This is a genomic window from Naasia sp. (assembly GCF_025465545.1).
Lineage (GTDB): Bacteria > Actinomycetota > Actinomycetes > Actinomycetales > Microbacteriaceae > Naasia.
Map to the genome: position 1 here is coordinate 25,878 of NZ_JAODMK010000044.1, position 23,164 is coordinate 49,041.

The 23,164-nt window shown below is 71.7% G+C and carries 22 protein-coding genes and 1 other RNA gene; 19 read left to right on the forward strand and 4 right to left on the reverse strand.

What is annotated here, in order from left to right; genetic code table 11:
• Positions 1 to 126 precede the first annotated feature (126 nt).
• Positions 127 to 723 carry a sigma-70 family RNA polymerase sigma factor gene (locus JWR33_RS11545; protein ID WP_297412061.1) on the reverse strand — a complete coding sequence of 199 codons (597 nt, stop codon included), beginning with the start codon at positions 721 to 723 and terminating at the stop codon, positions 127 to 129.
• A 176-nt stretch (positions 724 to 899) separates the two neighbouring features.
• On the opposite strand from JWR33_RS11545, the gene JWR33_RS11550 reads away from it, so the two are divergent.
• The 3 genes from JWR33_RS11550 to JWR33_RS11560 are packed head-to-tail and all read left to right on the forward strand — an operon-like array spanning position 900 to position 3,921.
• Entirely contained in the window at positions 900 to 2,129 is a 1,230-nt protein-coding gene (locus JWR33_RS11550) for an ATPase, T2SS/T4P/T4SS family (RefSeq protein WP_297412062.1), read from the forward strand.
• A complete protein-coding gene (locus JWR33_RS11555) occupies positions 2,126 to 2,986 on the forward strand; it encodes a type II secretion system F family protein (protein ID WP_297412063.1) in 861 nt (286 codons plus the stop codon). The genes JWR33_RS11550 and JWR33_RS11555 overlap by 4 nt, the downstream gene beginning before the upstream one ends.
• Complete coding sequence (locus JWR33_RS11560) at positions 2,974 to 3,921, forward strand: type II secretion system F family protein (RefSeq protein WP_297412064.1); 948 nt, start codon at positions 2,974 to 2,976, stop codon at positions 3,919 to 3,921. Before JWR33_RS11555 ends, JWR33_RS11560 begins: the two co-directional genes overlap by 13 nt.
• Before the next feature lie 708 nt (positions 3,922 to 4,629).
• On the opposite strand, the gene JWR33_RS11565 is transcribed toward JWR33_RS11560, so the two are convergent.
• Positions 4,630 to 5,259, reverse strand: a complete 630-nt coding sequence (locus JWR33_RS11565; RefSeq protein ID WP_297412065.1) for a histidine phosphatase family protein — start codon at positions 5,257 to 5,259, stop codon at positions 4,630 to 4,632.
• Between the two features lie 252 nt (positions 5,260 to 5,511).
• On the opposite strand from JWR33_RS11565, the gene JWR33_RS11570 reads away from it, so the two are divergent.
• The 7 genes from JWR33_RS11570 (at position 5,512) to JWR33_RS11600 (ending at position 11,992) form a co-directional block, all read left to right on the forward strand.
• On the forward strand, positions 5,512 to 7,221 hold the full coding sequence (locus tag JWR33_RS11570) for a GTPase domain-containing protein (protein ID WP_366074151.1): 1,710 nt from the start codon (positions 5,512 to 5,514) through the stop codon (positions 7,219 to 7,221).
• Positions 7,218 to 8,882: a GTPase gene (locus JWR33_RS11575; RefSeq protein ID WP_297412066.1), complete on the forward strand. Its 1,665-nt coding sequence runs from the start codon at positions 7,218 to 7,220 to the stop codon at positions 8,880 to 8,882. The genes JWR33_RS11570 and JWR33_RS11575 overlap by 4 nt, the downstream gene beginning before the upstream one ends.
• 90 nt (positions 8,883 to 8,972) lie before the next feature.
• Entirely contained in the window at positions 8,973 to 9,149 is a 177-nt protein-coding gene (locus JWR33_RS11580) for a hypothetical protein (RefSeq protein WP_297412067.1), read from the forward strand.
• A 6-nt stretch (positions 9,150 to 9,155) separates the two neighbouring features.
• A complete protein-coding gene (locus tag JWR33_RS11585; protein ID WP_297412068.1) occupies positions 9,156 to 9,539 on the forward strand; it encodes a TadE/TadG family type IV pilus assembly protein in 384 nt (127 codons plus the stop codon).
• 34 nt (positions 9,540 to 9,573) lie between these two features.
• Positions 9,574 to 9,942: a pilus assembly protein gene (locus JWR33_RS11590; RefSeq protein ID WP_297412069.1), complete on the forward strand. Its 369-nt coding sequence runs from the start codon at positions 9,574 to 9,576 to the stop codon at positions 9,940 to 9,942.
• Positions 9,939 to 10,376, forward strand: coding sequence for a pilus assembly protein TadG-related protein (locus JWR33_RS11595; protein ID WP_297412070.1), 438 nt, complete (start codon positions 9,939 to 9,941; stop codon positions 10,374 to 10,376). Before JWR33_RS11590 ends, JWR33_RS11595 begins: the two co-directional genes overlap by 4 nt.
• Positions 10,377 to 10,669: 293 nt before the next feature.
• The gene (locus tag JWR33_RS11600; RefSeq protein WP_297412071.1) at positions 10,670 to 11,992 is read left to right on the forward strand and encodes an HNH endonuclease signature motif containing protein; all 1,323 of its coding nucleotides are present in this window, start codon (positions 10,670 to 10,672) and stop codon (positions 11,990 to 11,992) included.
• On the opposite strand, the gene JWR33_RS11605 is transcribed toward JWR33_RS11600, so the two are convergent.
• Positions 11,989 to 13,035, reverse strand: coding sequence for an LLM class flavin-dependent oxidoreductase (locus JWR33_RS11605; protein ID WP_297412072.1), 1,047 nt, complete (start codon positions 13,033 to 13,035; stop codon positions 11,989 to 11,991). The genes JWR33_RS11600 and JWR33_RS11605 overlap by 4 nt on opposite strands.
• Positions 13,036 to 13,273: 238 nt before the next feature.
• On the opposite strand from JWR33_RS11605, the gene JWR33_RS11610 reads away from it, so the two are divergent.
• The 4 genes from JWR33_RS11610 to JWR33_RS11625 are packed head-to-tail and all read left to right on the forward strand — an operon-like array spanning position 13,274 to position 16,952.
• Positions 13,274 to 13,699 carry a YciI family protein gene (locus tag JWR33_RS11610; RefSeq protein ID WP_297412073.1) on the forward strand — a complete coding sequence of 142 codons (426 nt, stop codon included), beginning with the start codon at positions 13,274 to 13,276 and terminating at the stop codon, positions 13,697 to 13,699.
• A 52-nt stretch (positions 13,700 to 13,751) separates the two neighbouring features.
• Complete coding sequence (locus JWR33_RS11615) at positions 13,752 to 15,011, forward strand: RNA polymerase sigma factor (protein ID WP_297412074.1); 1,260 nt, start codon at positions 13,752 to 13,754, stop codon at positions 15,009 to 15,011.
• Positions 15,012 to 15,063: 52 nt separating this feature from the next.
• A complete protein-coding gene (locus JWR33_RS11620) occupies positions 15,064 to 16,137 on the forward strand; it encodes a Gfo/Idh/MocA family oxidoreductase (RefSeq protein ID WP_297412075.1) in 1,074 nt (357 codons plus the stop codon).
• Positions 16,134 to 16,952, forward strand: a complete 819-nt coding sequence (locus tag JWR33_RS11625; protein WP_297412076.1) for a sugar phosphate isomerase/epimerase — start codon at positions 16,134 to 16,136, stop codon at positions 16,950 to 16,952. Before JWR33_RS11620 ends, JWR33_RS11625 begins: the two co-directional genes overlap by 4 nt.
• Here JWR33_RS11625 and JWR33_RS11630 read toward each other — a convergent pair.
• Positions 16,934 to 18,175: an MFS transporter gene (locus JWR33_RS11630; RefSeq protein WP_297412077.1), complete on the reverse strand. Its 1,242-nt coding sequence runs from the start codon at positions 18,173 to 18,175 to the stop codon at positions 16,934 to 16,936. The two genes, JWR33_RS11625 and JWR33_RS11630, sit on opposite strands and share 19 nt — an antisense overlap.
• A gap of 63 nt (positions 18,176 to 18,238) precedes the next feature.
• Between JWR33_RS11630 and prfB the strand changes: the two genes are divergently transcribed.
• From prfB to ssrA, 5 genes are all read left to right on the forward strand, one after another.
• Positions 18,239 to 19,357 carry a peptide chain release factor 2 gene (gene prfB / locus JWR33_RS11635; protein ID WP_297412078.1) on the forward strand — a complete coding sequence of 373 codons (1,119 nt, stop codon included), beginning with the start codon at positions 18,239 to 18,241 and terminating at the stop codon, positions 19,355 to 19,357.
• A gap of 126 nt (positions 19,358 to 19,483) precedes the next feature.
• A complete protein-coding gene (gene ftsE / locus JWR33_RS11640) occupies positions 19,484 to 21,112 on the forward strand; it encodes a cell division ATP-binding protein FtsE (protein ID WP_297412079.1) in 1,629 nt (542 codons plus the stop codon).
• Positions 21,109 to 22,023 (forward strand): permease-like cell division protein FtsX, encoded by a 915-nt coding sequence (gene ftsX, locus JWR33_RS11645; protein WP_297412080.1) that lies wholly within the window; start codon positions 21,109 to 21,111, stop codon positions 22,021 to 22,023. Before ftsE ends, ftsX begins: the two co-directional genes overlap by 4 nt.
• 75 nt (positions 22,024 to 22,098) lie before the next feature.
• Positions 22,099 to 22,575 (forward strand): SsrA-binding protein SmpB, encoded by a 477-nt coding sequence (gene smpB, locus JWR33_RS11650; protein WP_297412081.1) that lies wholly within the window; start codon positions 22,099 to 22,101, stop codon positions 22,573 to 22,575.
• Between the two features lie 177 nt (positions 22,576 to 22,752).
• Positions 22,753 to 23,123: a transfer-messenger RNA gene (gene ssrA, locus JWR33_RS11655) on the forward strand.
• The last annotated feature ends 41 nt before the right edge of the window (positions 23,124 to 23,164 follow it).

Sequence of the window (23,164 nt, forward strand, 5' to 3'; positions counted from 1 at the left end):
CCCAGGGAATCCACTCGCATCTCGTGGACGACATTCGCCACGGACTCAAGGTCCGGGCGTCCCTCGGGAACCTGGCCATCGAGGATGGCCAGGACGTCGTCGTCGGACAGGCGGGAATTCTTCATCTCACTCCCTGCTATCGCTGGAGAGGGTCGCAGGGGTACGGGTTGGCGAAAGTTTTCTTCGGAGCGCTTCGAGGCCCCGGCGCTGGAGGGCTTTGACCGCTCCGGGGCGCTTGCCCACGATCTCGGCGATCTCGTCGATCGTGAGGTCGCCGATGATGCGCAGCACGAGCACGTCCCGCTGATCCGGCGGCAGCTGGTCCAGGATCTTTCGCGTTTCGGCGTCGCCGATGGAGTGCAGCGCGCCCTGTTCGGCGCTCGGCGCCCGACGCGGGTCCCCTTCGTCCACCCACTCAACCGTGCGGCCACGCCGCGACCGCATCCGGAGCTCGTCGGTGAGGCGCCGATAGGCGATCGTGAACACGAAGGAGCGCAGCTCGCTCTCGCCACCGGTGAAGCGGGGGAGCGCGTCGAAGACGGCCATGAACACCTCGCTCGTGAGGTCCTCCGGCTCATCGGAGCCGCGCGCCGTGAGGAAGGCGAGCACCGCGGGGGAGTAGCGGCACCACAGGTCGCTGAGCGCCCAGGACGCACCGGTCTGCGCCGCGGCCAGGACGCCGGAGAAGACCTCGTCCCTGAGGCCGGCGTCGGTGCTGCTCATGGGGCCCAAGTATTGATGGGCTTCCGCGGGTTGAGGCGCACGACGCGCCCGGTGCGGGACCGAGGGGTCACTTGATGTCGCTATCCGGGCCCGGAAGCGTCAACAAGTGGCACCTCGACTGCTGGGGCTGTGGACAAGCGGCCCCGCACGTCACGCGGGCGCGGCAGAGTTCCGGCATGACGAACGCCGTCGGCGCCATCACCGACCTCGTGCGGGCGCGGATCCGGCACGACGGGGTCGATCTCGCGGCGGATAGGGACGTGGCCTCGCGCTATGTGCGGGACGAGGTGCAGCGATACTCGGAGCGCGCGCTCGGCGGAGCGGAGCCGCTCCTCGCGGACGAGGCCGCCGCGGGCGCGGAGGTGCTGGCCGCCATCACCGGCTACGGCGCGCTGCAGCCTCTGCTCGACGATGACGACGTGGAGGAGATCTGGATCAACTCGCCCTCCCGCGTCTTCGCCGCTCGCAACGGCATCGCCGAGCTCACGACGTTGGTGCTCACCGAGACCGATGTGCGGAACCTGGTCGAGCGGATGCTGCAGTTCTCGGGCCGACGGGTGGACCTGTCGTCGCCGTTCGTCGACGCCTCGCTGCCCGACGGCTCGCGCCTGCACGTCGTGATCCCCGACGTCACGCAGCGGCACTGGGCTGTCAACATCCGCAAATTCCCGCGTCGCATCCGCGAGCTGCCCCAGCTCGTGGCGAACGGGACGCTCGACCGGGTCGCCGCGGAGTTCCTCCGGATGAGCGTGCTGTCGGGGCTCAACATCCTCGTGTCCGGCGCAACCCAGGCGGGCAAGACCACCCTCCTCGGTGCGCTCCTCTCTGCTGCGCGCCCCGGCGAGCGCATCGTGACGGTGGAGGAGACCTTCGAGCTCGACATCACCGCCCGCGACGTCGTGGCGATGCAGTGCCGGCAGCCGAGCCTCGAGGGGACCGGGGAGGTGACGCTGCGGCGCCTGGTCAAGGAGGCGCTGCGGATGCGTCCCGATCGGCTGGTGGTCGGCGAGGTGCGGGAGGCGGAGGCGCTCGACCTCCTCATCGCCCTCAACAGCGGCGTGCCGGGCATGTGCAGCATCCACGCCAACACCGCCCGCGACGCGCTCACCAAGTTGTGCACGCTCCCGCTGCTCGCCGGTCGCAACGTGGACGCCGGATTCGTGGTGCCGACGGTGGCGAGCACGGTGGATCTGGTGGTGCACTGCCGCCTGCGCCGGGACGGATCCCGCGAGGCGGTCGAGATCCTCGCGCCGACGGGGCGCGTCGAGGGCGGGGCGCCGGAGTCGAGGCCGATCTTCGCGATGCAGGAGGGGGCGCTGCGCCTGACGGGACTCCGCCCGGCCCGCACGACCAAGTTCGAGGCGTCCGGCTTCGATCCCGCTCACGTGCTGGGCGGGGCGGCATGACGGCGCTGCTCGGGGCGGCCCTCGGAGCCGGCCTGCTGCTCGTGCTCTCGCCCTGGCTGTGGCCGCGGTCCTCACGTCGGCCATCCACGGGACGACTCGCGCGCCGCCTGGTCGATCGGCTCACTGCGGCAGGACTGCAGGGCATCCCGCTGCGCGCCTTCGCCGCCGTGAGTCTCCTCTTCGCGATCGCCGGCTGGGGCCTCCTCTTCGGGGTGACCGGCATCCCGGTGGTGGCCGCGGTCGCGGGGGCGGTCGCCGGGGCTCTCCCGTCGGGCATCGTGTCCTGGCGGGCGAACGCCCGCCGCAGGGCGGCACGAGGTGCCTGGCCGGACCTCCTGGATCACCTGGTCGCCTCGCTCCGCGCAGGCGTGCCGCTTCCCGAGGCCCTCGCCTCCCTCGCCACGGCAGGCCCCGCTTCGCTGCGCGTCGCCTTCGCCCGGTTCGGCCGGGACTACGAGGCGACGGCGAACTTCTCGCTCTGCCTCGACGGCGTGAAGGAGCAGCTGGCGGATCCGGTGGCCGACCGCATCGTCGAGACGCTCCGCCTGGCCCGGCAGGTCGGCGGGACCGAGCTTCTCGCCGTGCTGCGGGCGCTCGCCTCCGGCCTCCGGGAGGAGGCGGCGACCCGGGCCGAGCTCGAGGCTCGCCAGTCCTGGGTCACGAACGCGGCGAAGCTCGGCGTCGCCGCGCCGTGGCTCGTGCTCCTGCTCCTCTGCACACGTCCCGAGGCCGCCGCGGCCTATGCGAGCCCCGGTGGGGTGACGCTGATCCTCGGCGGCGTCGGCGTCTCCATCGTCGCCTATCGGGTCATGCTCGCCATCGGCCGGCTGCCGGAGGAGGGGCGGTGGTTCCGGTGACGGCCTCCCTCGGCTGGGCGGCGCTGTGCGGAGTTGCGCTCGGCATCGGCCTCTGGGCGCTGCTCGGCACGGTGCCGCGGCTCGCGCCTCCCCGGCTGGCGGCTCGGATGGCGCCCTACCTCGCCGATGTCTCCGCAGAGGCGCGGCGGATCGTGTCCCGCCGCACGGCCGATCCGCTGCCGGTCTTGGGGCTGCTCGGCGGGCCAGTGATCGCTGCCGCCCGGAACGGGCTGGATCGCCTGCTCGGGGGCCGTGCGACCATCCTCCGCCGCATCAGAGCCGCAGGCCTCACCCAGAGCGTCGAGCGGTACCGCACCCGACAGCTCGGGTTCCTCGTGGGCGGTGCCACAGCCGGCGTGCTGCTGGCCGTCGCACTCGCCCCGACGACAGCGCTGCCTCCGGCCGCCCTGATCGTGCTTCCCGGCGCCGCGGCCGCCGGGTCGCTCGCGCTGCCCGACTGGCTGCTCGCCCGCCGGGCTTCGAGGAGGCTGGCCAGGATCCGGGAAGAGCTGCCCACGGTGCTCGAGTTCCTGCTCCTGGCGCTCTCGGCGGGGGAGGGCATCCGCGAGGCGCTGCGGCGGGTGTCCCGGGTGGGATCGGGCGAGCTCTCCGGGGAGCTGGCCGCGCTGATGGCCGAGGTCCAGGCGGGCGTGCCGCTCGGCACCGCTCTCTCGCGGCTCGGCCGGGAGCTGCCGCTGCCGCCTCTGGTGCGGGCGCTGGAACACCTGGCCGCCGCCCTGGAGCGCGGTGCGCCGCTCGTGGATGTGCTGCGGGCGCAGGTCGAGGACTGCCGCAGGGAGTCCAAGCAGAACCTGCTCGAGCTGGCGGGACGCCGCGAAGTGCTGATGCTCGTTCCGCTCGTGTTCCTCATTCTGCCGACGACCGTGGCGATCGCGATCTTCCCCGGATTGCTGGTGCTGCAGACCGGCTTCTGAGCGGAGGGTCGAGGCCTGGGCACCAGGGCTGGAGGATGTCGGAGGGCGAGGCAGCGCCGGACCGGAGGCGAACCTGATCCCCCGCTTCTGGCTCGATGCGTCGTCGTGGGACACAGGTGGCGCCCGCGCCGACCGCTACCGGTCATGCCGTGCATCCGCGGACTCTGCCGGGTCCGGAGTCCGCTCGAGCCGACCGGCGGGCCATCGGCTTCGACGACCAGGTCGGCCGTCGTGCTCGGCCTGGTCCTCCATGGGCTGTCCGCCCGGGAGCCGCTCGAGGCGCGGCTGGCGGAGGCCGTTCGCCTGGCGCTCGTCGCCGCGATCCTGCTCGACCTCGACCTCCTCGTCCTCGGCTCGATGCTCGGCCGCATCCGCGAGTTCGGCCTGACCGCCGACCGGGTGGTCGCCCCCGGGCCGAACATCCTGCTGGTCGTCGACCTCGGGAGGTCTGGGTGGCTGTCCTCGCGGGCGCACGCCGGCCGGACGCCGGCCGCGCGGCTCGAGCGGTGGCAGACCGGGTGCCTTCCGGTGTTCGGCGTCAGCAGGCACGATTCCGTCCAGCAGGCAGAACCGGCACGATTCTGGCCCGCAGCGAGCAGAGTGCCTGCTGAGCGAAAGCGCGCGTGCGCCGGAGGAGCGGGCCAGCGAAGGAGAGCCTGGCGGCAGGAGCGGCCCGCCGGACGAGCGCGCCCCGCACCAGCCGTCGGGTCAGCGCCCGGGGACGCGGTTCCAGCCGACGATCACCCGACGGCCGTGCTCGAAGCCGAGCGAGCTGATGGAAGCCGTGTCGAGGGCGAGCAGGGAGCCGTCCTTCACCTCCAGGCCCAGCCAGACGGCGGCGAGTGCGCGCAGGAAGTGGCCGTGGGAGAACAGCAGCACCTTCTCGCCGTTCTCGAGGTGCGAGTGGACGCGGTCGCAGAGGCTCCTCGCGCGCCGGCGGACGTCCTCGGCGCTCTCGCCCGGCGTGTCGCCGGCTGGGACGCCGTCGGTCCAGATGCTCCACGAGGTTCCGAGGCGCTCAGCGATCTCCGCGCTGGTGGTGCCCTCGTAGGCGCCGTAGTCCCATTCGAGGAGGTCCTCGTCCGGCAGGGCGGCGGGGAACCCTGCCAGTCGGGCCGTCTCCCGGGCGCGCGCCAGTGGACTGGTCAGCACGAGTCCGAAGCTGATGCCGGCGAGGGCATCGCCGACCAGCTGAGCCTTGTACTCGCCGGCCTGGGACAGCGGGATGTCGGTGAGGCCCGTGTGCTGACCGGTCCGGCTCCACTCGGTCTCGCCGTGGCGCACGAGCACCACCCGCGGATCGTTCGGGCCATGCCCGGTGTCGTGCGCGATCGCCATGTGCTTCCCTTCCTCGCTCCCAGTGTCGCGGGTGCGGGGAGCGAGCGGGCGTGGTTGACAGGTCGCCGCCTGGTGCCTCGGACACCGAGGGCACACTCGACGCGCTCCGTCCGGTCGCCGCCGCGCTGCTCGAGGCCCCTCGACTCCTGAGGACGGCCAGCCCGCGCGGGAGGGCGACGCCGGAGAAGCTCCTCGGAAGCGCCTCCCGTCAAGGGTTCCCGCGGGCGGGAGGGGCCGCGGGAAAATGGCCGGGTGTCCACGGAACCGGCGGTCGATCACTCGCGGATGCTGGCTGCCGTTCGCGGCCTCCGCGAGACCGTCGAGCGGACCGCCCTCCCGCTCGACCTCCCCGGCGCCCGGGAGGCCCAGCAGTCGAGGAGTCGCCTCCTCGATCAGCTCGACGACTACGTGATCCCGAGGCTCACCTCGATCGACGCTCCGCTGCTGGCGGTCATCGGCGGCTCGACCGGCGCCGGCAAGTCCACGCTCGTCAACTCGCTCGTCGGGCACGAGGTGAGCCAGTCCGGCGTGCTGCGCCCCACGACCCGCTCGCCGGTGCTGGTCTCCCATCCGTCGGACGCTCGTTGGTTCGCCGACCAGCGGGTCCTGCCTGGGCTCGCCCGCGTGACCGGCGGATCGGGGGACCCGTCGGGCGACGGCTCGGTGCGTCTCGTCGCGACCGACGAGCTCCATCCGGGGCTCGCGCTGCTCGATGCGCCGGACATCGACAGCGTCGTCGCCGCGAACCGGGACCTCGCGGCGCAGCTCCTCGCGGCGGCCGACCTCTGGATCTTCGTGACCACCGCGGCCCGGTACGCCGACGCGGTGCCCTGGGACCTGCTCCGCCAGGCGGCCGAGCGCGGCACCGCGGTGGCGATCGTCCTCGACCGGGTGCCCGCCGACGTGCTGCACGAGATCCGCCCCCACCTCGCCGAGATGCTCGACGACCAGGGGCTCGCCCGAGCGCCGGTCTTCGCGATTCTCGAGTCCGAGCTCGAGGGCGGCTTCCTGCCCGCCGGCCAGACGGCCGAGCTCCGCCGCTGGCTCGACGACCTGGCCGGCGACGCCCGAGCCCGGGCGGCGGTGGTCCGGCAGACCCTGGAGGGTGCGCTCGCCTCCCTCCGGCCGCGCGCCCTGGCACTTGCCGCGGCGGCCGCCGAGCAGACCGCAGCCACAGAGGCCCTGATGGCCTCCTCGGGTCGCGCCTATGTCGACGCGGTGGCCGGGGTGCGGGCGGGGATGCAGGACGGCACGCTGCTCCGCGGCGAGGTGCTCGCCCGCTGGCAGGAGTTCGTCGGTACCGGGGAACTCACCCGGCAGGTCGAGACGGTCGTCTCCCGCGTGCGGGACCGGGTCACCGCGTTCTTCCGCGGCGAGCCCCCGCCGGCCGAGAAGCTGGGCGAGGCCCTCCAGTCCGGCGCCGCGCTCCTCGTCGCAAACCATGCTGCGCTCGCGGCCACCGCGGCCACCCGCGCCTGGCGGGCCCTGCCCGGCGGCGAGCAGCTCCTCGCCCTCCATCCCGGCCTCGCTCGCCCGAGCCGGGATCTGGAGGCTGGTGTGGAGCGCCTCGTGCGCGACTGGCAGGGAGACATCCTCGACATGGTGCGCGACGAGGGCAAGGATCGCCGCACGACCGCACGGGTCATGGCATATGGCGTGAACGGCATGGGTGTCGTGCTCATGCTGGTGGCCTTCTCCGCGACCGCGGGGCTCGCGCTGATCGAAGTGGGGATCGCCGGTGGCACGGCGGTGCTGGGACAGAAGGTGCTGGAGGCCGTCTTCGGCGATCAGGCCGTCCGCGAGCTCGCCCAGGCGGCGCGCGAGCGGCTGCTCGAGCGGGTGGAGACGGTGTACGCCGAGGAGCTGGAACGCTTCGACGAGGCGGTGCGCACGCTCAGCGTCCTGGCGGATCAGAGCGAGGCGCTCACCGTCGCGGTCCGCAGGCTGGGAGAGGCCGGATGAGTCCGGCCGGGACGCGTGCGGCGAAGTCGGTCGCCCTGGCGACCGACGAGCTCAGGGTGAGGACCGGCGCCCTCGAGGAAGCCCTGGAGCTGGGTTCGGCAGAGCTGGATCCTGCGGCGGTGAACCGGGCGCGCTCGGTGGTCGGGAAGGTGAGCGAGCGCATCACCCTGGCGGGTGAGCACACCGTCGTTGCGCTCGCCGGCGCCACCGGGAGCGGCAAGTCCTCACTGTTCAACGCACTCGTCGGCGCCGACGTGTCGAAGGCCGGTGCCCGACGGCCGACGACGTCCACCGCGACGGCCGCCATCTGGGGCGACACCGACGCGGGAGCGCTCCTCGACTGGCTGAAGGTCGACTCGCGGCATCTGGTCCGAAGCGGGCCAGGAGGGCAGGCGCTCGACGGACTGGTGCTCCTCGACCTGCCCGACTTCGACTCCCGGGAAGCGTCGCACCGGGTGGAGGCGGAGCGCCTCCTGGAGCTGGTGGACGCGTTCGTGTGGGTCACGGACCCACAGAAGTACGCCGACGCCCGGCTGCACGACGACTTCGTGAGACTCCTCTCCCAGCACCAGGCGGTGACGCTTGCCGTCCTCAACCAGGCCGACCTGCTGCCCGAGGGCGCCCTGAGCGACTGCGTCGCCGACCTGCGCGGCCTGCTCGCCCGCGACGGTATCGCGGACGCGACCGTCCTTGCCACCTCGGCTCGCACCGGTGCCGGCATGCACGCTCTCGCAGAGCGGATCGCCACTCGGGTCGAGGCGAGGAACGCGTCGCGTCAGCGGCTCACTGCGGACGTCATCACCGTCGCTCGAATGCTGCGGGACGGCGTGGGAGACGGCGAAGCGCACGCGGACCGGCTGCCTCGGCAAGCTCTGGACTCGGCCCTCGCCCGAGCGGCCGGGGTGCCGATCGTGCTCGACGCAGTCCGGCGGGACTACCGGCGGGCCGCCCTCGCAAGGACCGGCTGGCTGTTCAGCCGATGGGTCGGCCGCCGGGGACCGGATCCGCTGCGCCGGCTCCGACTCGCGAGAGCGGGAGAGCTCCGCCCGGGGACAGCCGACCTCACGGGCACCGATGCGCGGGCCGCGCTTCAGCGCTCGTCGATCGCGACGCCGAGTCTCGCCACCCGGTCAGCGGTCGAGGTCGCCGCCCGAGGATTCGTCCAGCAGGCGTCCGAAGGGCTCCCCGACCGCTGGGCCCGCGCGGTGGAGCGAACGGTCGAAGCGGGCAGCGACGAACTGCCCGACGCCCTCGACCAGGCGGTCCTCGCGACCCCGCTCCGATTCCGGAGGCCGCTGTGGTGGTCGGTGGCGAACGTCTTCCACTGGCTTCTCGGCCTCGCCGCCGTGGTCGGGGCGCTCTGGCTCGGCGGGCTCCATGTGCTGGGACTCCTCGCCCTGCCCCGACCCGAGACCCCCACGGTCGGCGTCGTGCCGGTGCCTCTCCTCCTGCTCGTCGGCGGCGCACTGCTCGGCATGCTGCTCGCCGGCCTCGCCCGATGGCTCGCCCGACTGGGCGCACGGCGGCGCACGGGCGTCGCCGCCGACCGGCTCCGTGCGTCCATCGCCGAGGTGACCGCCGCGCGCGTGGTCCGGCCGGTCGCTGCGGCGCTGGACCGCCATCGGGCCACTCGTGAACAGCTCGACCGCGCCGCCCGCTGAGTCGCCGGGCACCGCTGGCTCACGGCTGTGGATAAGCGCGACGAGCATGGACCTCGCCGCCTCACACTGATCCCCGACAGAGGAGGACCGGTGACGAGGGTGCTGGTGAAGGCGACGGGACGATGTGCGGACGAGCGGGGTGACGTGCCGGGCTGGGTGCTCATCACCCTGATGACCGCCGGGCTGGTGCTCGTGCTCTGGGGGGTCGCCGGGCCGGCGCTCACCGGGCTGTTCGAGCAGGCGATCTCTCGAGTCAGCTCGTTCTGACGCCCCATGCGGAGCGAGGAGGGGTCCGCCCCCGCCGAGTTCGTGATGGTCGGGGCGCTGCTCGCGGTGCTAACCCTCTCGGTGCTCCAGCTGGGGCTGGCCCTGCACGTCCGCAACACTGTCACCGATGCGGCAGCGGAAGGGGCTCGCACCGCTGCGCTCGCCGGCGGCTCACTCGAGAAGGGCGCCGCCCGCACGGAGGAGCTCATCCATGCCGCCCTCGGCGGCGGCTACGCCGTGCGGGTCGAGGCGCGCGAGACCACCTGGCTCGACCTGCGGGTCGCCGAGGTCGCGGTGCGCGCGCCCCTCCCCGTGATCGGGCTGCTCGGGGTGACCGGCGGGATCGAGGTGAGCGGGCATGCGGCCCTGGAGGACCGCGAGGCCGGATGACGGCTCCGCGGCCGTCGAGTTCGTGACTGCCGGGATGCTTCTGCTCGTGCCGCTCGTCTACCTGGTGCTCACCCTCGCGAGCCTGCAATCGGCCGCGTTCGCCACCGAAGGAGCCGCTCGCGAGGCCGCACGGATCCTTGCCCGCGAGGCGGACCCCGCAACGGGCCGGGACGCCGCCGAGCGCGCGATCCTCGTGGCGCTCGGCGACGTCGGGATGACCCGCTCCGCAGCAACCGCCCGGGTGCAGTGCGCGCCACGCTGCGGGGACGGGGCCCTCACTGTCACCGTGAGCGTGCGGGCGGAGGTGCGGCTGCCGTTCGTGCCGCAGGGGCTGGCCGTGGTCGTGCCCGTGGAGGGCGAGGCGACCTTCCCGGTGTCGCGCTTCCGGCCGGACGCCCCATGAGGCGGGCGGCCGACCGAGAGGAGGGATCGATCCTCCCCCTGCTCGCCGGCTTCTTCGCCCTGACGGTGGCGGTGATCCTGCTCGTCACCGCCGCGAGCTCGCTCTACCTCGAGCGGAAGCGACTGCTGTCCCTCGCCGACGCCGCCGCGCTCGCCGCAGCCGAGTCGTTCCCGCTCGAGTCGGTGTCGCTCCGGGGGGACGAGGTCGTGCCCCTGCTCACGGACGGGGAGGTCCGCTCGACGGTTGAGCGGTACCTCGCTTCGATGCCGGAGTCGAGCGTCGAGGCGCTGCGGCTGGAGGACGCCGACACCCCGGATGGGCGCACTGCGACGGTGGCCCTGTCCGGACGGTGGCGGGCGCCGCTCCTCTCCGCGTTCGTGCCCGCGGAGCTGCGCATCGAGGTCACCGCGACCGCCCGGACCGAGTTCCGGTGAGCCGTCAGGCTCGAGCGTTGAGCAGGGGCCCAGCGGCGCCGCGATCCCCCTGGTAGGTGGCCGCGACGGTGCTCGCTGCCTCACCCGGTTCAGCGACTGACCGGTCTCGGGCTTTCCTGGCGAACTGACCCTGGCGAATGCGGACGCGAGGAGTCTCCTCGAGATCGGCGCCCTCCACGTCCCTCACCACGTCGCAAGAACCGCTCCCCGCGTAGCCGACGGAAGCGTTTCCCCTGTGCAGAAGCGCCTTCGCCGTCAGTGGCAGTGTCGGTGGGTGGTGGTGTAGTGCAGGTATGGATGACGACTGGGAGAGCCTCGATCGGATCGAGGAACAGGTCTTCCCGGAGGGGCGGATCGCCGGTTCGGCGTGCGGGCTGCTGAATGTGATCGAGAGCGTCACGCGGGACGCCGCCGGGCTCGCCGCCACCCGCTTCCGGCTCCTGCACGGCCTCCGCATCGCGTGGGAAGCGGACCGGGCCGAGCCGGAGGATCGGGCGCGGATCTCCTTCCGCAGCCTCAGGGCCGAGATCGCGGCCGCGTTGCGGCTGCCCGAGCGCACGGTGGAGTCGATGCTGGGCATCGCGGAGATCCTGGTCGCCTCGCTGCCCACCACCCTCGACCGCCTGGCGGAGGGCCGGTTCAGCGAACGTCACGCCCGAGTGCTGGCCGAGGCCTCGGTGGGCGTGCACGAGGCGGTGCTGGCCGAGTTCGAGCGGCGGGCTCTGGACTGGGCGGAGTGCCTGACCGTGGCGAAGTTCGACCGGAAGGTCCGCGTCCTGCGCGAGATGCTGCAGCCCTCCGCGGCGACGGAACGCCACCGGGAAGCCATGGTCGAGCGGTCGGTCCGCACCGAACCGGCTCGAGACGGCATGGCCTACCTGGTCGCGTTCATGGCCGCGCCTCAGGTGTACGCCATCGACGGCTATCTGACCGAGATCAGTCGCGGGCTGCAGGTCGAGGGCGAGGAGCGGACCCTCACCCAGCTCCGCGCCGACGTGCTCGCGGACCTGCTCCTGGACGACGGCGCGCTCCTGCCGCCAGGGAAGGGGGAGGGCACGCTGCGTCAGCGCAGGGTCGGGCGGGGGATCGTCCCCTCCGTGCACGTGACCGTTCCGGTGATGACCGCGATCGGCACGGGCGATCAGCCCGCGAGCCTCGACGGCTACGGCCCCATCGATCCTGAGACCGCACGCCGACTGTGTGGTGCCGCCACCGGCTTCTTCCGGATCCTGACCAACCCGGAGACCGGAGCGGTGGTCTCGTTCGGTCGGGACCGGTACGTCGTCCCGGCAGAGCTGAAGACCCACCTGCGGGCGCGGGATGCCACTTGCCGGTTCGTCGGCTGCAACCGTGCGGCGCGATTCTGCGACCTGGATCACACCAGGGACTGGGTCTACGACGGCGAGACGAGCGCCGGCAATCTCGCCCACCTCTGCCCCAGCCACCACCACGTGAAACACGCGAGCAGTTGGAAGGGGAGGCACGTCGACGAGGTCGGCACCCTCGACTGGGTCTCGCCGCTCGGCAGGACCTACCGGACCTATCCGGAGCTGCGGTTTCCGAGCGGCGCGGTGGCCCAGACGGAATGGCCGAAGGACGAGTCGCCGCCGTTCTAGCCGGCGGGCTGCTGGGCGAGCAGCTCCCGGACCATCGGGATCACCCGGGTGCCGTACAGCTCGATGCTCGCCATCATCGCGGCATGGGGGAGCGGACCCGCGCTGTACTTCAGGTCGAAGCGGTCGATGTCGAGCGCCTGGGCGGTGGCCGCGATCTTGTGCGCCACGGTCTCCGGCGAGCCGACATAGAGCGAGCCGTGCTCGACCTCCTGCTCGAACTCGTCGCGGCCCATCGGCGGCCAGCCCCGGTCCCGGCCGATCCGGTCGCGCATCACCTTGTAGTTGACGAACATCTCCTCGCGGGCCTGCTCGTCGGTGGCGGCGATGTGCCCGGGGGAGTGCACGCCGATGGGAAGCGGGTCGAGCTCGAGCTGGGTCAGGGCCCGCCGGTAGAGGTCGGCGTACGGCGCGAAGCGCCGGGGATCGCCGCCGATGATCGCGAGCAGCATCGGCATCCGGTAGCGGGCCGCGCGGATCACCGACTCGGGGCTGCCGCCGACGCCGATCCAGGTCGTCAGATGTCCGGAATCCGTCTTGGGGTAGACCTCCTGATCGGTGAGGCCCGCGCGCACGGTGCCCTGCCAGGTGACGGGCCCCTCCTCGAGCAGCGCGGCGAACAGGTCGAGCTTCTCGCTGAACAGCTCCTCGTACTGGCTGAGCTCGTAGCCGAAGAGGGGGAACGACTCGGTGAAGGAGCCGCGGCCGAGGATCACCTCGGCGCGTCCATTCGATGCGGCGTCGAGGGTCGCGAAGCGCTGGAAGACGCGGACCGGGTCGTCCGAGCTGAGGACGGTGACCGCGGAGCCGAGGCGGATGCGCTCGGTGCGCCCCGCGAGGGCGGCGAGCACCACGTCGGGCGCCGAGATGGAGAAGTCGTCGCGGTGGTGCTCGCCGATGCCGAAGAAGTCCACGCCCACCTGGTCGGCGAGCACGCCCTCCTCGATCACGTCGCGGATCACCTGCGGGTACGAGGTGGGGGAGCCGTCGGGCCCTCGGGTGACGTCCCCGAACGTGTCGAGTCCCAGTTCCAGTCGATCGGACACAGTGTCTCCCTCTCCCCGCCGCAGTTCATGCGATCGTATTCATTCCGTGGCCGGGACAACCTCTCCTGCGGGGTCGGCATTCCCGGGATAGCGGAGGGAGGCATCGACAGGCAAGGCTGTGGGTCGGGACGTGCCCGCGGGCTGCTCTGACATCGGCCCCCAGCCGATGTCGAAAAGCCGCTGGGCCGTTCGACGTAGCAGTGAGGGCAAACCCGCCCGATACCTGGAGGAGATCCCCATGAAGTACATGCTCGTGATGAACCAGTCCCCGTCCGAGGCCGCCCCGGACTTCGACTCGCCCGAGATGGCCGAGGCGATCGCCGCCATGGGCGCTTACAACGAGGAGCTGATCAACGCCGGTGTGCTCCTCACCATGGAGGGCCTCGAGCCGGAGTCGGAGGGCGTGCGGATCGACTACGCCGGTGAGGACCGCATCGTGACCGACGGCCCATTCGCTGAGGCGAAGGAGGTCTTCGCCGGCTTCTGGATCCTGGAGACCGCCACGAAGGAGGAGGCCGTGGAGTGGGCACGCCGGGCGCCCCTGCAGGTGGGAAGCATCGTGGTGCGCCGGGTGCCGAGCATCGCCGAGTTCTCCCAGGACGACGCGCACGTTCAGAGGGAGCGCGAGTGGCGGATCGCCCAGGGCGAGAAGCTCGGCGTCTGAGCGGTCAGACGCCGCTCGGGCGCTCGTCGCCGCGATCCTCGAGGAGGCGGCGATGAGCTCGGGCGCCCAGCGGGGCACGACCCGGGCGGCGGTAGAAGCGGTGTGGCGGATCGAGGCGGCCAAGGTGGTCGCGGTCCTCACCCGCTCCCTCGGCGACCTCGACGCGGCCGAGGAGGCGGCGCAGGATGCCCTGGTGCAGGCGCTCGAGCAGTGGCCGGAGACCGGGGTTCCCCGGAACCCGGGCGCCTGGCTCACCACGGTTGCCCGGCGCCGCGCCGTCGACGTCTGGCGGCGCCGCTCCCGACTCGAGGGTCACGTCGTGGAGCTCGGACATGCACTGGATGCCGAGCCGGTCGAGGGACCGGAGGAGATGGCGGCGGAGCCCATCAAGGACGAGGTCCTGCGGCTCATGTTCATCGCCTGCCACCCCGTCCTGCCCCGCCCGTCTCGGGTCGCCCTCACCCTGCGACTGATCGGCGGGCTGAGCACGGAGGAGATCGCCCGGGCCTACCTCGTGCCGTCCACGACGATGGGGCAGCGCATCTCTCGGGCGAAGGGCACTCTCTCCGACGCCGGGGTGCCCTTCGAACTGCCCGAGCCTGCCGAGTTCGGGGCCCGGCTCGAGGCCGTGCTCGAGGTGCTCTACCTCGTGTTCAACGAGGGCTACGCGGCCTCCGCCGGCGCCGACTGGATGCGTCCCGGACTCTGCCGCGAGGCGCTCCGGCTCGGTCGCGTGCTGGCGGCCCTGCTCCCGCGCGAGCCGGAGGTGCACGGGCTCCTCGCCCTGATGGAGCTGCAGATGTCCCGCTTCGCGGCGAGGCTGGACCAGGCAGGGGCACCGGTGCTGCTGCCCGACCAGGACCGGAGCCGGTGGGACCGATCGGCGATCGTCCGCGGGCGCTCCGAGCTGGCGGTCGCCCGCCGTCTGGCGGCGGAATCCGGGCCCTACCTGCTGCAGGCGGCGCTGGCCGAGTGCCATGCGGTCGCCCGCACGGCCGACGCCACCGACTGGCCCCGGATCGTGAGCATCTACGACGAGCTCCTGCGGAGAACCCCGTCGCCTGTCATCGAGCTGAACCGGGCCGTCGCCGTCGCGATGGCCGGCGACCCCGCTGCGGCCCTGGCCGTGGTGGATGCCCTCGGTCTACGGCAGACGCTGCGTGGCCACCACCTGGTAGCCGGGGTGCGAGCGGATCTGCTCGCCCGGCTGGGCCGGGAGTCCGAGTCCCGCGCGGAGTTCGCCCGGGCCGCCGTGCTGACCGCGAACGAGCGGACCAAGGCGCTCCTCCTGGCCCGGGCGGCGCTCGGATAGATTGCTCGGTAGCGGGTGGGAACGTACCCACACACGACGGAGTGGAGCTGTCATGCGGGTGTACCTGATCGGCGCGGGCGTCATCGCCCGCACCCACGCGGACGCTGCGGCCAAGCTGGGCGAGCCCGTCGAACTCCGAGTGGCGGACCCGAACGCCACCGTTCTCGCCGGCTTCTCCGCCGCCTACCCGGATGCGCTCGCGTTCTCCTCCGCAGAGGACATGCTCGCGTCCGAGCCGGCGGCCGACGACGACGTGGTGCTGGTCGCCACCCCTCCCGCGATCCATGCCGGCCCCGCCGTCGCCGCGCTCCGCAGCGGACGGCACGTGCTCTGCGAGAAGCCGCTGGCGATGTCGGTGGAGGAGGCGGAGGAGATGCTCGCCGCCGCCCAGGCCGCGGGACGCCTCTTCGGCTCGTGCAGCACCCGATTCCGCGCACTTCCGCACACGGACGCAGTGAAGGGGGTGCGCGCGAGCGGGGTGCTCGGAGATGTGTACCACCTGTCCTTCGTCACCAAGTGGCCGCGCAGCCGTGCGGGGATCGAGTACCAGCCCGCCAGCAGGTGGTTCCTCGACTCGCGGTTGAGCGGGGGCGGCGTCGTCATGGACTGGGGCCCGTACGACATGTCCACGCTCTTCGACCTGCTCGAACCATCGGCCGTCGAGGTCGTCGACGCCTGGATCGCCCAGCCGCGCACCGGCGCGGACCCCACCGATGTCGTCTTCGACACGGAGACCCATGCGGGCGCGACGCTGCGCTTCACCACCGCGGACGGGGTCGTCCGGGTCGACTACGAGCGGGCCAACGGCACGCACGGCGAGGAGGTCGCCCGCGCGGAGTTCGAGGGGACGCGCGGGGCCGTGCACTGGACGCCGTTCGACTCGCAGCAGCCCGTCTTCCTGCGGACCGATCGGGACGGCGAGATCGTCGAGGAGGAGGTTCCGCCGCCGCCGCGCTCGGACCTGACCATCTTCGATCGGCCGCTCGTGTCCTTCGTCGACGCCGTGCGCGGGCGCCCGTCGCCCGCCACCCTGGGCGCCGCGGCGGTGGACGAGTTCCGCTGCCTGCGAGCGATCTACGAGACGGCTCGCACGGGCGTTGCGGTCCGCATCGAGGTGCGCCGGTGACGCCGGCCGGGATCTCCACCGCCCTCTACGGCTGGACCGAGCGCTACCAGCGCGACGGCGTGGAGTGGGACTGGGCCAGGCTGTACGGCGACTGCGCCGCGGCGGGGGTGGATGCTGTCGAGACCGACCCGTCGCCGGAGAAGCTCGCGATCCTCACCGACCTCGGCCTGCGGGTGTCGGCCTCCTACGTCGGCCTGCCGCTCACCCTGCCCTTCGGCCGGCTCGCGGTGGAGGACTCCCTGCTGCCGATCGCCGAGCGGCTCTCGGCGGCGGGCGGCCGGGACCTGCTGCTCAACGCCGACCTCGTCGACTGGTCGAAGCCGGTGCAGAAGTCGGACGACGATGCCCGTCGTCAGGGCGAGAACCTCTCCCGGATCGCCGAGCTGGTGGCGCCCCTCGGGCTCTCCGTCGCGCTGCACAACCACGCCGCCGACCCGCACAACGCCGAGCAGGACCTGCGTTCGGTGCTGCTGCACTCGGATCCCGCGGTGCGGCTCTGCCTCGACATCGGCTGGGCCCACGTGGCCGGGTCCGATCCGGTCGGGATCGTCCGCGCCCATGCCGAGCGGGTGCAGGCCTTCCACCTGCGGAACCAGCGAGGAGCGGTGCCGACGGAGGATCTGCTGAGCGGCGAGATCGACATCCGTGCGCTCCTCGACGCTGCTCCCGGCTACTCCGGCTGGCTGACGCTCGAGCTCTGGCACCCCGACACGATGCGGCCTGAGCGGTCCATGCTCGAGGACACCCGGCGCTCCGTCGAGCACCTGCGGGCCCTCCTGGCGGAACCCGGCGCCGATCAGGTGCGCGGGGAGTAGCGAGGCAGGTAGCGGATCAGCGCTCCCGCGCCGACGAAGCCGAGCACGCCGAGCACGCCGACGGCGAGGGGCAGCGACGCCACCGCGGTGAGGCCCGCGATCAGCAGCGGGGCGGCGGCGCCGCCTGAGTCGTTGGTGAAGCGCCACGCGCCGAGGAAGGGAGCAGGGTTGCCGGGCGGTGCCAGGTCCGCTCCGAGGGTCATCAGGATTCCGGCCCCGATGCCGTTGGCGAGGGACAGGAAGATCGCGAGCGCGATGAACCAGCCCTCGCGGGTGAGCAGGTCGTGGGTGAAGGCCAGCGCGAGGTGGCCCACACCGAGTCCGATCACCGATGGCGCCGCCGTCCACAGCCGCCCGAATCGGTCCATGATCTGGCCCCCGGTGTAGAAGAGAGCGAAGTCGACGGCGCCCGCGATGCCGATGATGATCGCGGTCTCCGCCTCGGGCAGCCCGATGCTCACCGCCCAGAGGGGCAGCACGACCTGCCGCCCCGCCCGCAGCGCGGCGATCAGCGCCGAGCCTGATCCCAGTCGCAGAAGCAGCCCGCGATTCCGGGCGAGAGTGGCCCCCAGCCCGGTGGCCTCGTCGGCCACGAAGCGCTCGCCCGCGGTGAGGCTCTTTCGTGAGCGGCGGACCGCCTCGAAGGTCGCCTCCGGGTCCGGCAGCGCCAGCAGGGTGACGACGGCCCCCGCGCAGCCGACGACGAAGATCCAGAATGCGGCGGCGACGGAGCCGGTGACGGAGATGACGGCGGCGGACAGGAAGGGGCCGACGAAGTAGCCGAGGCGGAACGTGCCGCCGAGGGTGGACAGGGCCCTCGCCCGGAACTCCAGCGGGACATAGCTGGTGAGGAACGCGTGCCGGGCGAGGGCGAAGACCGCGGATGCGAGGCCGACGAGGAAGATGCCGACGCCCAGCACGAGCGGGGTGGAAGCGACCAGGGAGACGAGGAGGCCGGCCACGGCCACGCCGGCCGCGCCGATCATGGCGGTCCGCTCGCCGATCCGGGCGACGATCACGCCGCTCGGGATGTCGCCCACCAGCTCACCCAGGGTGACCATGGCGGCGACGACGCCGGCGATCGCCAGCGTCGCCCCCAGGTTGTCGGCCGCGAGCGGGATGAGCGGGATGATCGCGCCCTCGCCGATCGAGAAGAGGAGGGTCGGCAGGAAGGCGATGAGGACGATCGAGCGCCACTCGAAGCGGCGTTCCGGATCCGTCATGATCTGCTCGACCCTACCCTCGGCCGGGGGCAGCCCGCCGCGCGCCGGTAGGCTGGTGCGGCCATGGCTGACTTGGATTTCTCTGAACAGATCGCCTCGCTGCGCTCCACCTTCTCCGACATCCGCTCGGTGATCGACGTGGACGTGCTGACCGAGCGGATCGCAGTCCTGTCCGAGCAGGCCGGCGCTCCCGACCTCTGGGACGACACCGCGAGGGCCCAGAAGGTGACGAGCGAGCTGAGCCACGCGCAGGCCCAGGTTGCCAAGTTCGCCCGCATCCAGCGCGGCCTCGACGACCTCGAGGTGCTCGTCGAACTGGTCAACTCGGAGGGCGACGACGAGCTCGCCAGCGAGAGCGCCGAAGAGGCGCAGACCGAGCTCGTGGGGCTGCAGGAGGTCCTCGGCGAGCTCGAGGTGCAGACGCTGCTGAACGGCGAGTACGACGCGCGGCCCGCGGTGATCACGATCCGTGCCGGCGCGGGCGGTGTCGATGCGGCGGACTTCGCCGAGATGCTGATGCGGATGTATCTGCGCTGGGCCGAGCAGCACAAGTACCCGGTGACCGTCATGGACACCAGCTACGCCGAGGAGGCGGGCATCAAGTCGGCCACCTTCGAGGTCGCCGCGCCCTACGCCTTCGGCAGCCTCTCGGTGGAGGCGGGCACCCACCGCCTCGTCCGGATGTCGCCCTTCGGCGCCGCCGGCAAGCGGCAGACGAGCTTCGCCGCGGTCGAGGTGATCCCTCTGATGGAGGAGACCGAGTCCATCGACATTCCCGAGAACGAGATCCGGGTCGACGTGTTCCGCTCATCCGGTCCCGGCGGGCAGTCCGTCAACACCACCGACTCTGCGGTCCGGCTCACCCACATCCCCACCGGCACGGTCGTGTCGATGCAGAACGAGAAGAGCCAGATCCAGAACCGGGCCGCCGCCATGCGGGTGCTGCAGTCGCGGCTCCTGGTGCTGAAGCAGGACGAGGAGAACGCGAAGAAGAAGGAGCTGGCGGGCACCATCACCGCCAGCTGGGGCGACCAGATCCGCTCCTACGTGCTCGCGCCGTACCAGATGGTCAAGGACCTGCGCACCGGGCACGAGGTGAACAACCCGGACAAGGTGTTCGACGGGGACCTCGACGGCTTCATCAACGCGGGCATCCGCTGGCGCAAGCGGCCCCAGGACTGACCCGAAGTGCCCGTTGCGGCGGAATGTGTGCGCTGTAGCGCCCACATTCCGCCGCAACGGGCACTTTGACCGAGTGCCGGGTGTCGCGGTGTGTCGAGCAGTCGCTCCGCATACCCTCGGAAGGCCATGATTCGCTTCGACCGCGTGACCAAGCTGTATCCGGGCAACTCCAAGCCCGCACTGAATGCAGTGGATGTGGAGATCAAGGCCGGGGAGTTCGTGTTCCTCGTCGGCGCATCCGGCAGCGGCAAGTCCAGCTTCCTGCGGCTCGTGCTCAAGGAGGAGAAGCCGTCCACGGGTGAGATCCACGTGCTCGGCCAGCGGCTCGGTTCGATCTCGAACCGCAAGATCCCCTACTTCCGGCGCAGCCTCGGCGTGGTCTTCCAGGACTTCCGGCTGCTGCCCAACCGCACCGTCTTCCAGAACGTCGCGTTCACCCTCCAGGTCATCGGCAAGTCACGGGGATTCATCCAGGAGGCCGTCCCCGATGTGCTTCAGATGGTCGGCCTCGAAGGCAAGGAGGAGCGCCTCCCGCACGAGCTGTCCGGCGGTGAGCAGCAGCGGGTGGCCATCGCCCGCGCCGTGGTCAACAAGCCGGCCATCCTGCTGGCCGACGAGCCAACCGGAAACCTCGACCCCACCACCAGCCGCGGCATCATGCAGGTGCTCGAGCGCATCAACCAGAGCGGCACCACAGTGGTGATGGCCACCCACGACGTGGGCATCGTCGACGCGATGAAGCGCCGGGTGATCGAGCTCGTGGGCGGCGACATCGTGCGCGACGAGGTCGAGGGCGGCTACACGACGACGATCCCGGTGCAGGAGCCGGAGCGCGAGCTCGTGGGGGCCGGCGTCGGCGCGAGTGCGCTGTCAGGGGTCGGTGCGGCGACCGGCGCGATCCTCTCCGCGGGCACCGCCGAGCACTCGTTCGGCTCCGCGCCGATCACCTCTCCCGTCGCAGTCGTGCCCGCGTCCTCCGGAAGCACCGGCCAGGTGCCGGTCTTCACCGCGCAGAGCGTCTCCACCTCCACCACTCCGATCGACCTGCCGCGCATGACGCTGCGCAGCGGCGCGGCCGCCGGACCGGCCTTCCTCGAGCATGCCCCCGCCGCCCCCGCTGCCCCCGTGGCCCTTGCTCCGGCGCCGCAGCCCGCGGCTGCGCCCGCGACCGGACCCGTCGACCAGGCCGCCCCGGTCGCCGCGCCGGCGCCGACCCCCACGATCACCCAGTCGACGCCCACCCAGTGGGTTCCGAACCAGCTCCACCGCCCGCGGTCCTTCGAGCCCGAGCTCCAGTTCGCCCCGCCGCAGGAGCCGCCCCTTCCGACTGGGGCTCCCCGTGCCGGTTCCGTCGCCGTCGAGGCGATGCCCATCGACGAGACCACCTCCCCGCGGAGCGCGGTGGGCGGCCAGCATGCGACCGAGCGCCGTCACGCCTCGGACACCCCCGCGCACGGCATCTCTCTGGCCGCGCGGCTGCGGTCCTCCGCTCAGCACGACTTCTCGGTCACCGGCGAGAACCCGATCATCCCGCCCGCGGCGGTCCCGCCGTCCACGGCCTCGGTTCCGCCACCCGCCGAGGCGGTCGAGGCGCCGAGCGGCCCGCTGCGGCATCTGCTCCGCGGCGCGGCGACCGGTCCTGTGCCGGTCGTCGGCCAGGACGATGCCCTCTCCCTCGCCGTGCGACTCGGGCTGCGCACGGAGGATGCTCCGCCCGACTCGACGTCCGCCCAGCAGATCGGACCCACCTCATGAGATTCGCGCTCATCTGGTCGGAGGTCGGCCAGGGCCTGCGCCGCAACGTCTCGATGGTGATCTCGGTCATCCTCGTCACCTTCATCTCCCTCACCTTCGTCGGGGCGGCCGCTCTGCTGCAGCTGCAGATCGGGCAGATGAAGAACTACTGGTACGACCGCGCCCAGGTGGCGGTCTACCTCTGCAACGGCACGGTGGGCAGCGAGGCCTGCGCGTCGGGCGGGGCCACCGAGGAGCAGGTCGCCGCGGTGAAGGCGCAGCTGGAGTCGCCGACCCTCGCGCCGCTGGTCGACAAGTACTACTACGAGTCCCAGGACGACGCGTACGCCAAGTTCGCCGAGCAGTTCAAGGGCAACTCGCTGGTCGACTACGTGACGCCGGATCTGCTCAACCAGGCGTTCTGGATCAATCTCAAGGACCCGTCCCAGTCGGACGTCATCCAGGAGAGCTTCGCGGGCCTCGCCGGCGTCGACAGCGTCGTGGACCAGCGCCGGTTCCTCGACCAGATCTTCACCGTGCTCAACACGGCGAGCATCACCGCCATCGGCATCGCCGTGGTCATGCTCATCGCCGCGAGTCTCCTGATCTCGACAACGATCCGGCTGTCCGCCTTCTCGCGTCGAAGAGAGCTGGGGATCATGCGGCTCGTCGGCGCCTCCAACCGGTTCATCCAGACGCCGTTCATCCTCGAGGGCATGTTCGCGTCCCTCGTCGGCTCGCTGCTCGCGGGCGCCGTCGTGGTCGGCGTCGTGCAGTTCTTCGTGCAGGGCTACCTGGCGGAGTCCCAGCTCGGCTTCTCGTTCGTGTCGCTGCAGGACGCCCTTCTCGTGGTGCCGGTCCTCGTCGTGGTGGGTGTGCTCCTCGCCGGACTCTCCGCCCAGCTCGCGATCCGGCGGCACCTCAGGGTCTGATCCGGTCCCATCTCCGCCCGGTAGGATGGACGGCCGCCTGCACTCGCGGGCCCGGCCGGATCGAGGAGGTGAGCCATGCCGAAGGAGCGCGGACAGAAGGTCGTCGCGAGGAATCGCAAGGCTCATCACGACTACACGATCGAGGACACCTACGAGTGCGGCCTGGTGCTGATGGGCACCGAGGTGAAGTCCCTGCGGATGGGGCGCGCGTCGCTCGTGGACGGCTACGCCTTCATCGACGGCGGCGAGGCCTGGCTCGACGCGGTCTACATCCCCGAGTACACCGAGGGCACCTGGAACAACCATGCTCCCCGGCGCAAGCGGAAGCTGCTGCTGCACAAGGAGCAGATCCTCAAGATCAGCCACCGGGTCAAGGAGGGCGGCTACACGCTCGTCCCGCTCTCGATCTACTTCAGCGACGGCCGGGCCAAGGTTGAGCTCGCTGTGGCCAAGGGCAAGCGCGAGTACGACAAGCGCCAGGCGCTGCGCGAGCGGCAGGACAAGCGCGAGGCCGATCGCGCGATGTCCTCACGAAAGCACCTCGGCGACTAGCCTTCGGGCGCCGGCCCCTGGGAGCTCTCTCCGGGGCCCTTTCGAGTGCGGGCATAGATCATGTGGCGGGGCTGTTGTACCCTGTGATGCCCGGGGAGACCCGGGAGACAACTCCACAGTGCGATGGTGGCCCCTTCCCAACGGGATGCGCGCAGCGCGTCCCGGGAAGGTCAGCATGGGGATGATCGGTTTCGACATTGCCTGAATGACGACGAGAAGCGGGCCGAGGATGCGGAGTTAACTCGTTAACGCCCTCCGCAAACAACAGGTGCCAATTCCAAGCGCACCGACTTCGCTCTCGCCGTCTAGGCAAGAGTCGTGAGTCCGTCAGCCCGGGTTCGCTTCCGCCCCGGGTACTGGCGTCATCAAGGGAGCTCGCTGCGGCGTTGCGCCTCTGGGCGCCGCGGGACTTTCACCGAGGCTGGGCCCGCCGATTCAGATGCTTGTGACAAGGATCGGGGCCGAGTAGAGCGTTTCCACAAGATACGCCCGTAGAAGGCGTGGGATTACAGCAATGGACGGGGGTTCAATTCCCCCCATCTCCACAACAGGTCACCATCGCAACGAGCAGGGCCGTCCTTCGGGGCGG

Excerpts from the sequence above, each read along its gene's own strand:
- JWR33_RS11545 (WP_297412061.1), bottom strand. The coding sequence starts at position 723 with ATGAGCAGCACCGACGCCGGCCTCAGGGACGAGGTCTTCTCCGGCGTC.
- JWR33_RS11550 (WP_297412062.1), top strand. The coding sequence starts at position 900 with ATGACGAACGCCGTCGGCGCCATCACCGACCTCGTGCGGGCGCGGATC.
- JWR33_RS11555 (WP_297412063.1), top strand. The coding sequence starts at position 2,126 with ATGACGGCGCTGCTCGGGGCGGCCCTCGGAGCCGGCCTGCTGCTCGTG.
- JWR33_RS11565 (WP_297412065.1), bottom strand. The coding sequence starts at position 5,259 with ATGGCGATCGCGCACGACACCGGGCATGGCCCGAACGATCCGCGGGTG.
- JWR33_RS11575 (WP_297412066.1), top strand. The coding sequence starts at position 7,218 with ATGAGTCCGGCCGGGACGCGTGCGGCGAAGTCGGTCGCCCTGGCGACC.
- JWR33_RS11585 (WP_297412068.1), top strand. The coding sequence starts at position 9,156 with ATGCGGAGCGAGGAGGGGTCCGCCCCCGCCGAGTTCGTGATGGTCGGG.
- JWR33_RS11590 (WP_297412069.1), top strand. The coding sequence starts at position 9,574 with ATGCTTCTGCTCGTGCCGCTCGTCTACCTGGTGCTCACCCTCGCGAGC.
- JWR33_RS11595 (WP_297412070.1), top strand. The coding sequence starts at position 9,939 with ATGAGGCGGGCGGCCGACCGAGAGGAGGGATCGATCCTCCCCCTGCTC.
- JWR33_RS11600 (WP_297412071.1), top strand. The coding sequence starts at position 10,670 with ATGGATGACGACTGGGAGAGCCTCGATCGGATCGAGGAACAGGTCTTC.
- JWR33_RS11610 (WP_297412073.1), top strand. The coding sequence starts at position 13,274 with ATGAAGTACATGCTCGTGATGAACCAGTCCCCGTCCGAGGCCGCCCCG.
- JWR33_RS11615 (WP_297412074.1), top strand. The coding sequence starts at position 13,752 with ATGAGCTCGGGCGCCCAGCGGGGCACGACCCGGGCGGCGGTAGAAGCG.
- JWR33_RS11620 (WP_297412075.1), top strand. The coding sequence starts at position 15,064 with ATGCGGGTGTACCTGATCGGCGCGGGCGTCATCGCCCGCACCCACGCG.
- JWR33_RS11630 (WP_297412077.1), bottom strand. The coding sequence starts at position 18,175 with ATGACGGATCCGGAACGCCGCTTCGAGTGGCGCTCGATCGTCCTCATC.
- prfB (WP_297412078.1), top strand. The coding sequence starts at position 18,239 with ATGGCTGACTTGGATTTCTCTGAACAGATCGCCTCGCTGCGCTCCACC.
- ftsE (WP_297412079.1), top strand. The coding sequence starts at position 19,484 with ATGATTCGCTTCGACCGCGTGACCAAGCTGTATCCGGGCAACTCCAAG.
- ftsX (WP_297412080.1), top strand. The coding sequence starts at position 21,109 with ATGAGATTCGCGCTCATCTGGTCGGAGGTCGGCCAGGGCCTGCGCCGC.
- smpB (WP_297412081.1), top strand. The coding sequence starts at position 22,099 with ATGCCGAAGGAGCGCGGACAGAAGGTCGTCGCGAGGAATCGCAAGGCT.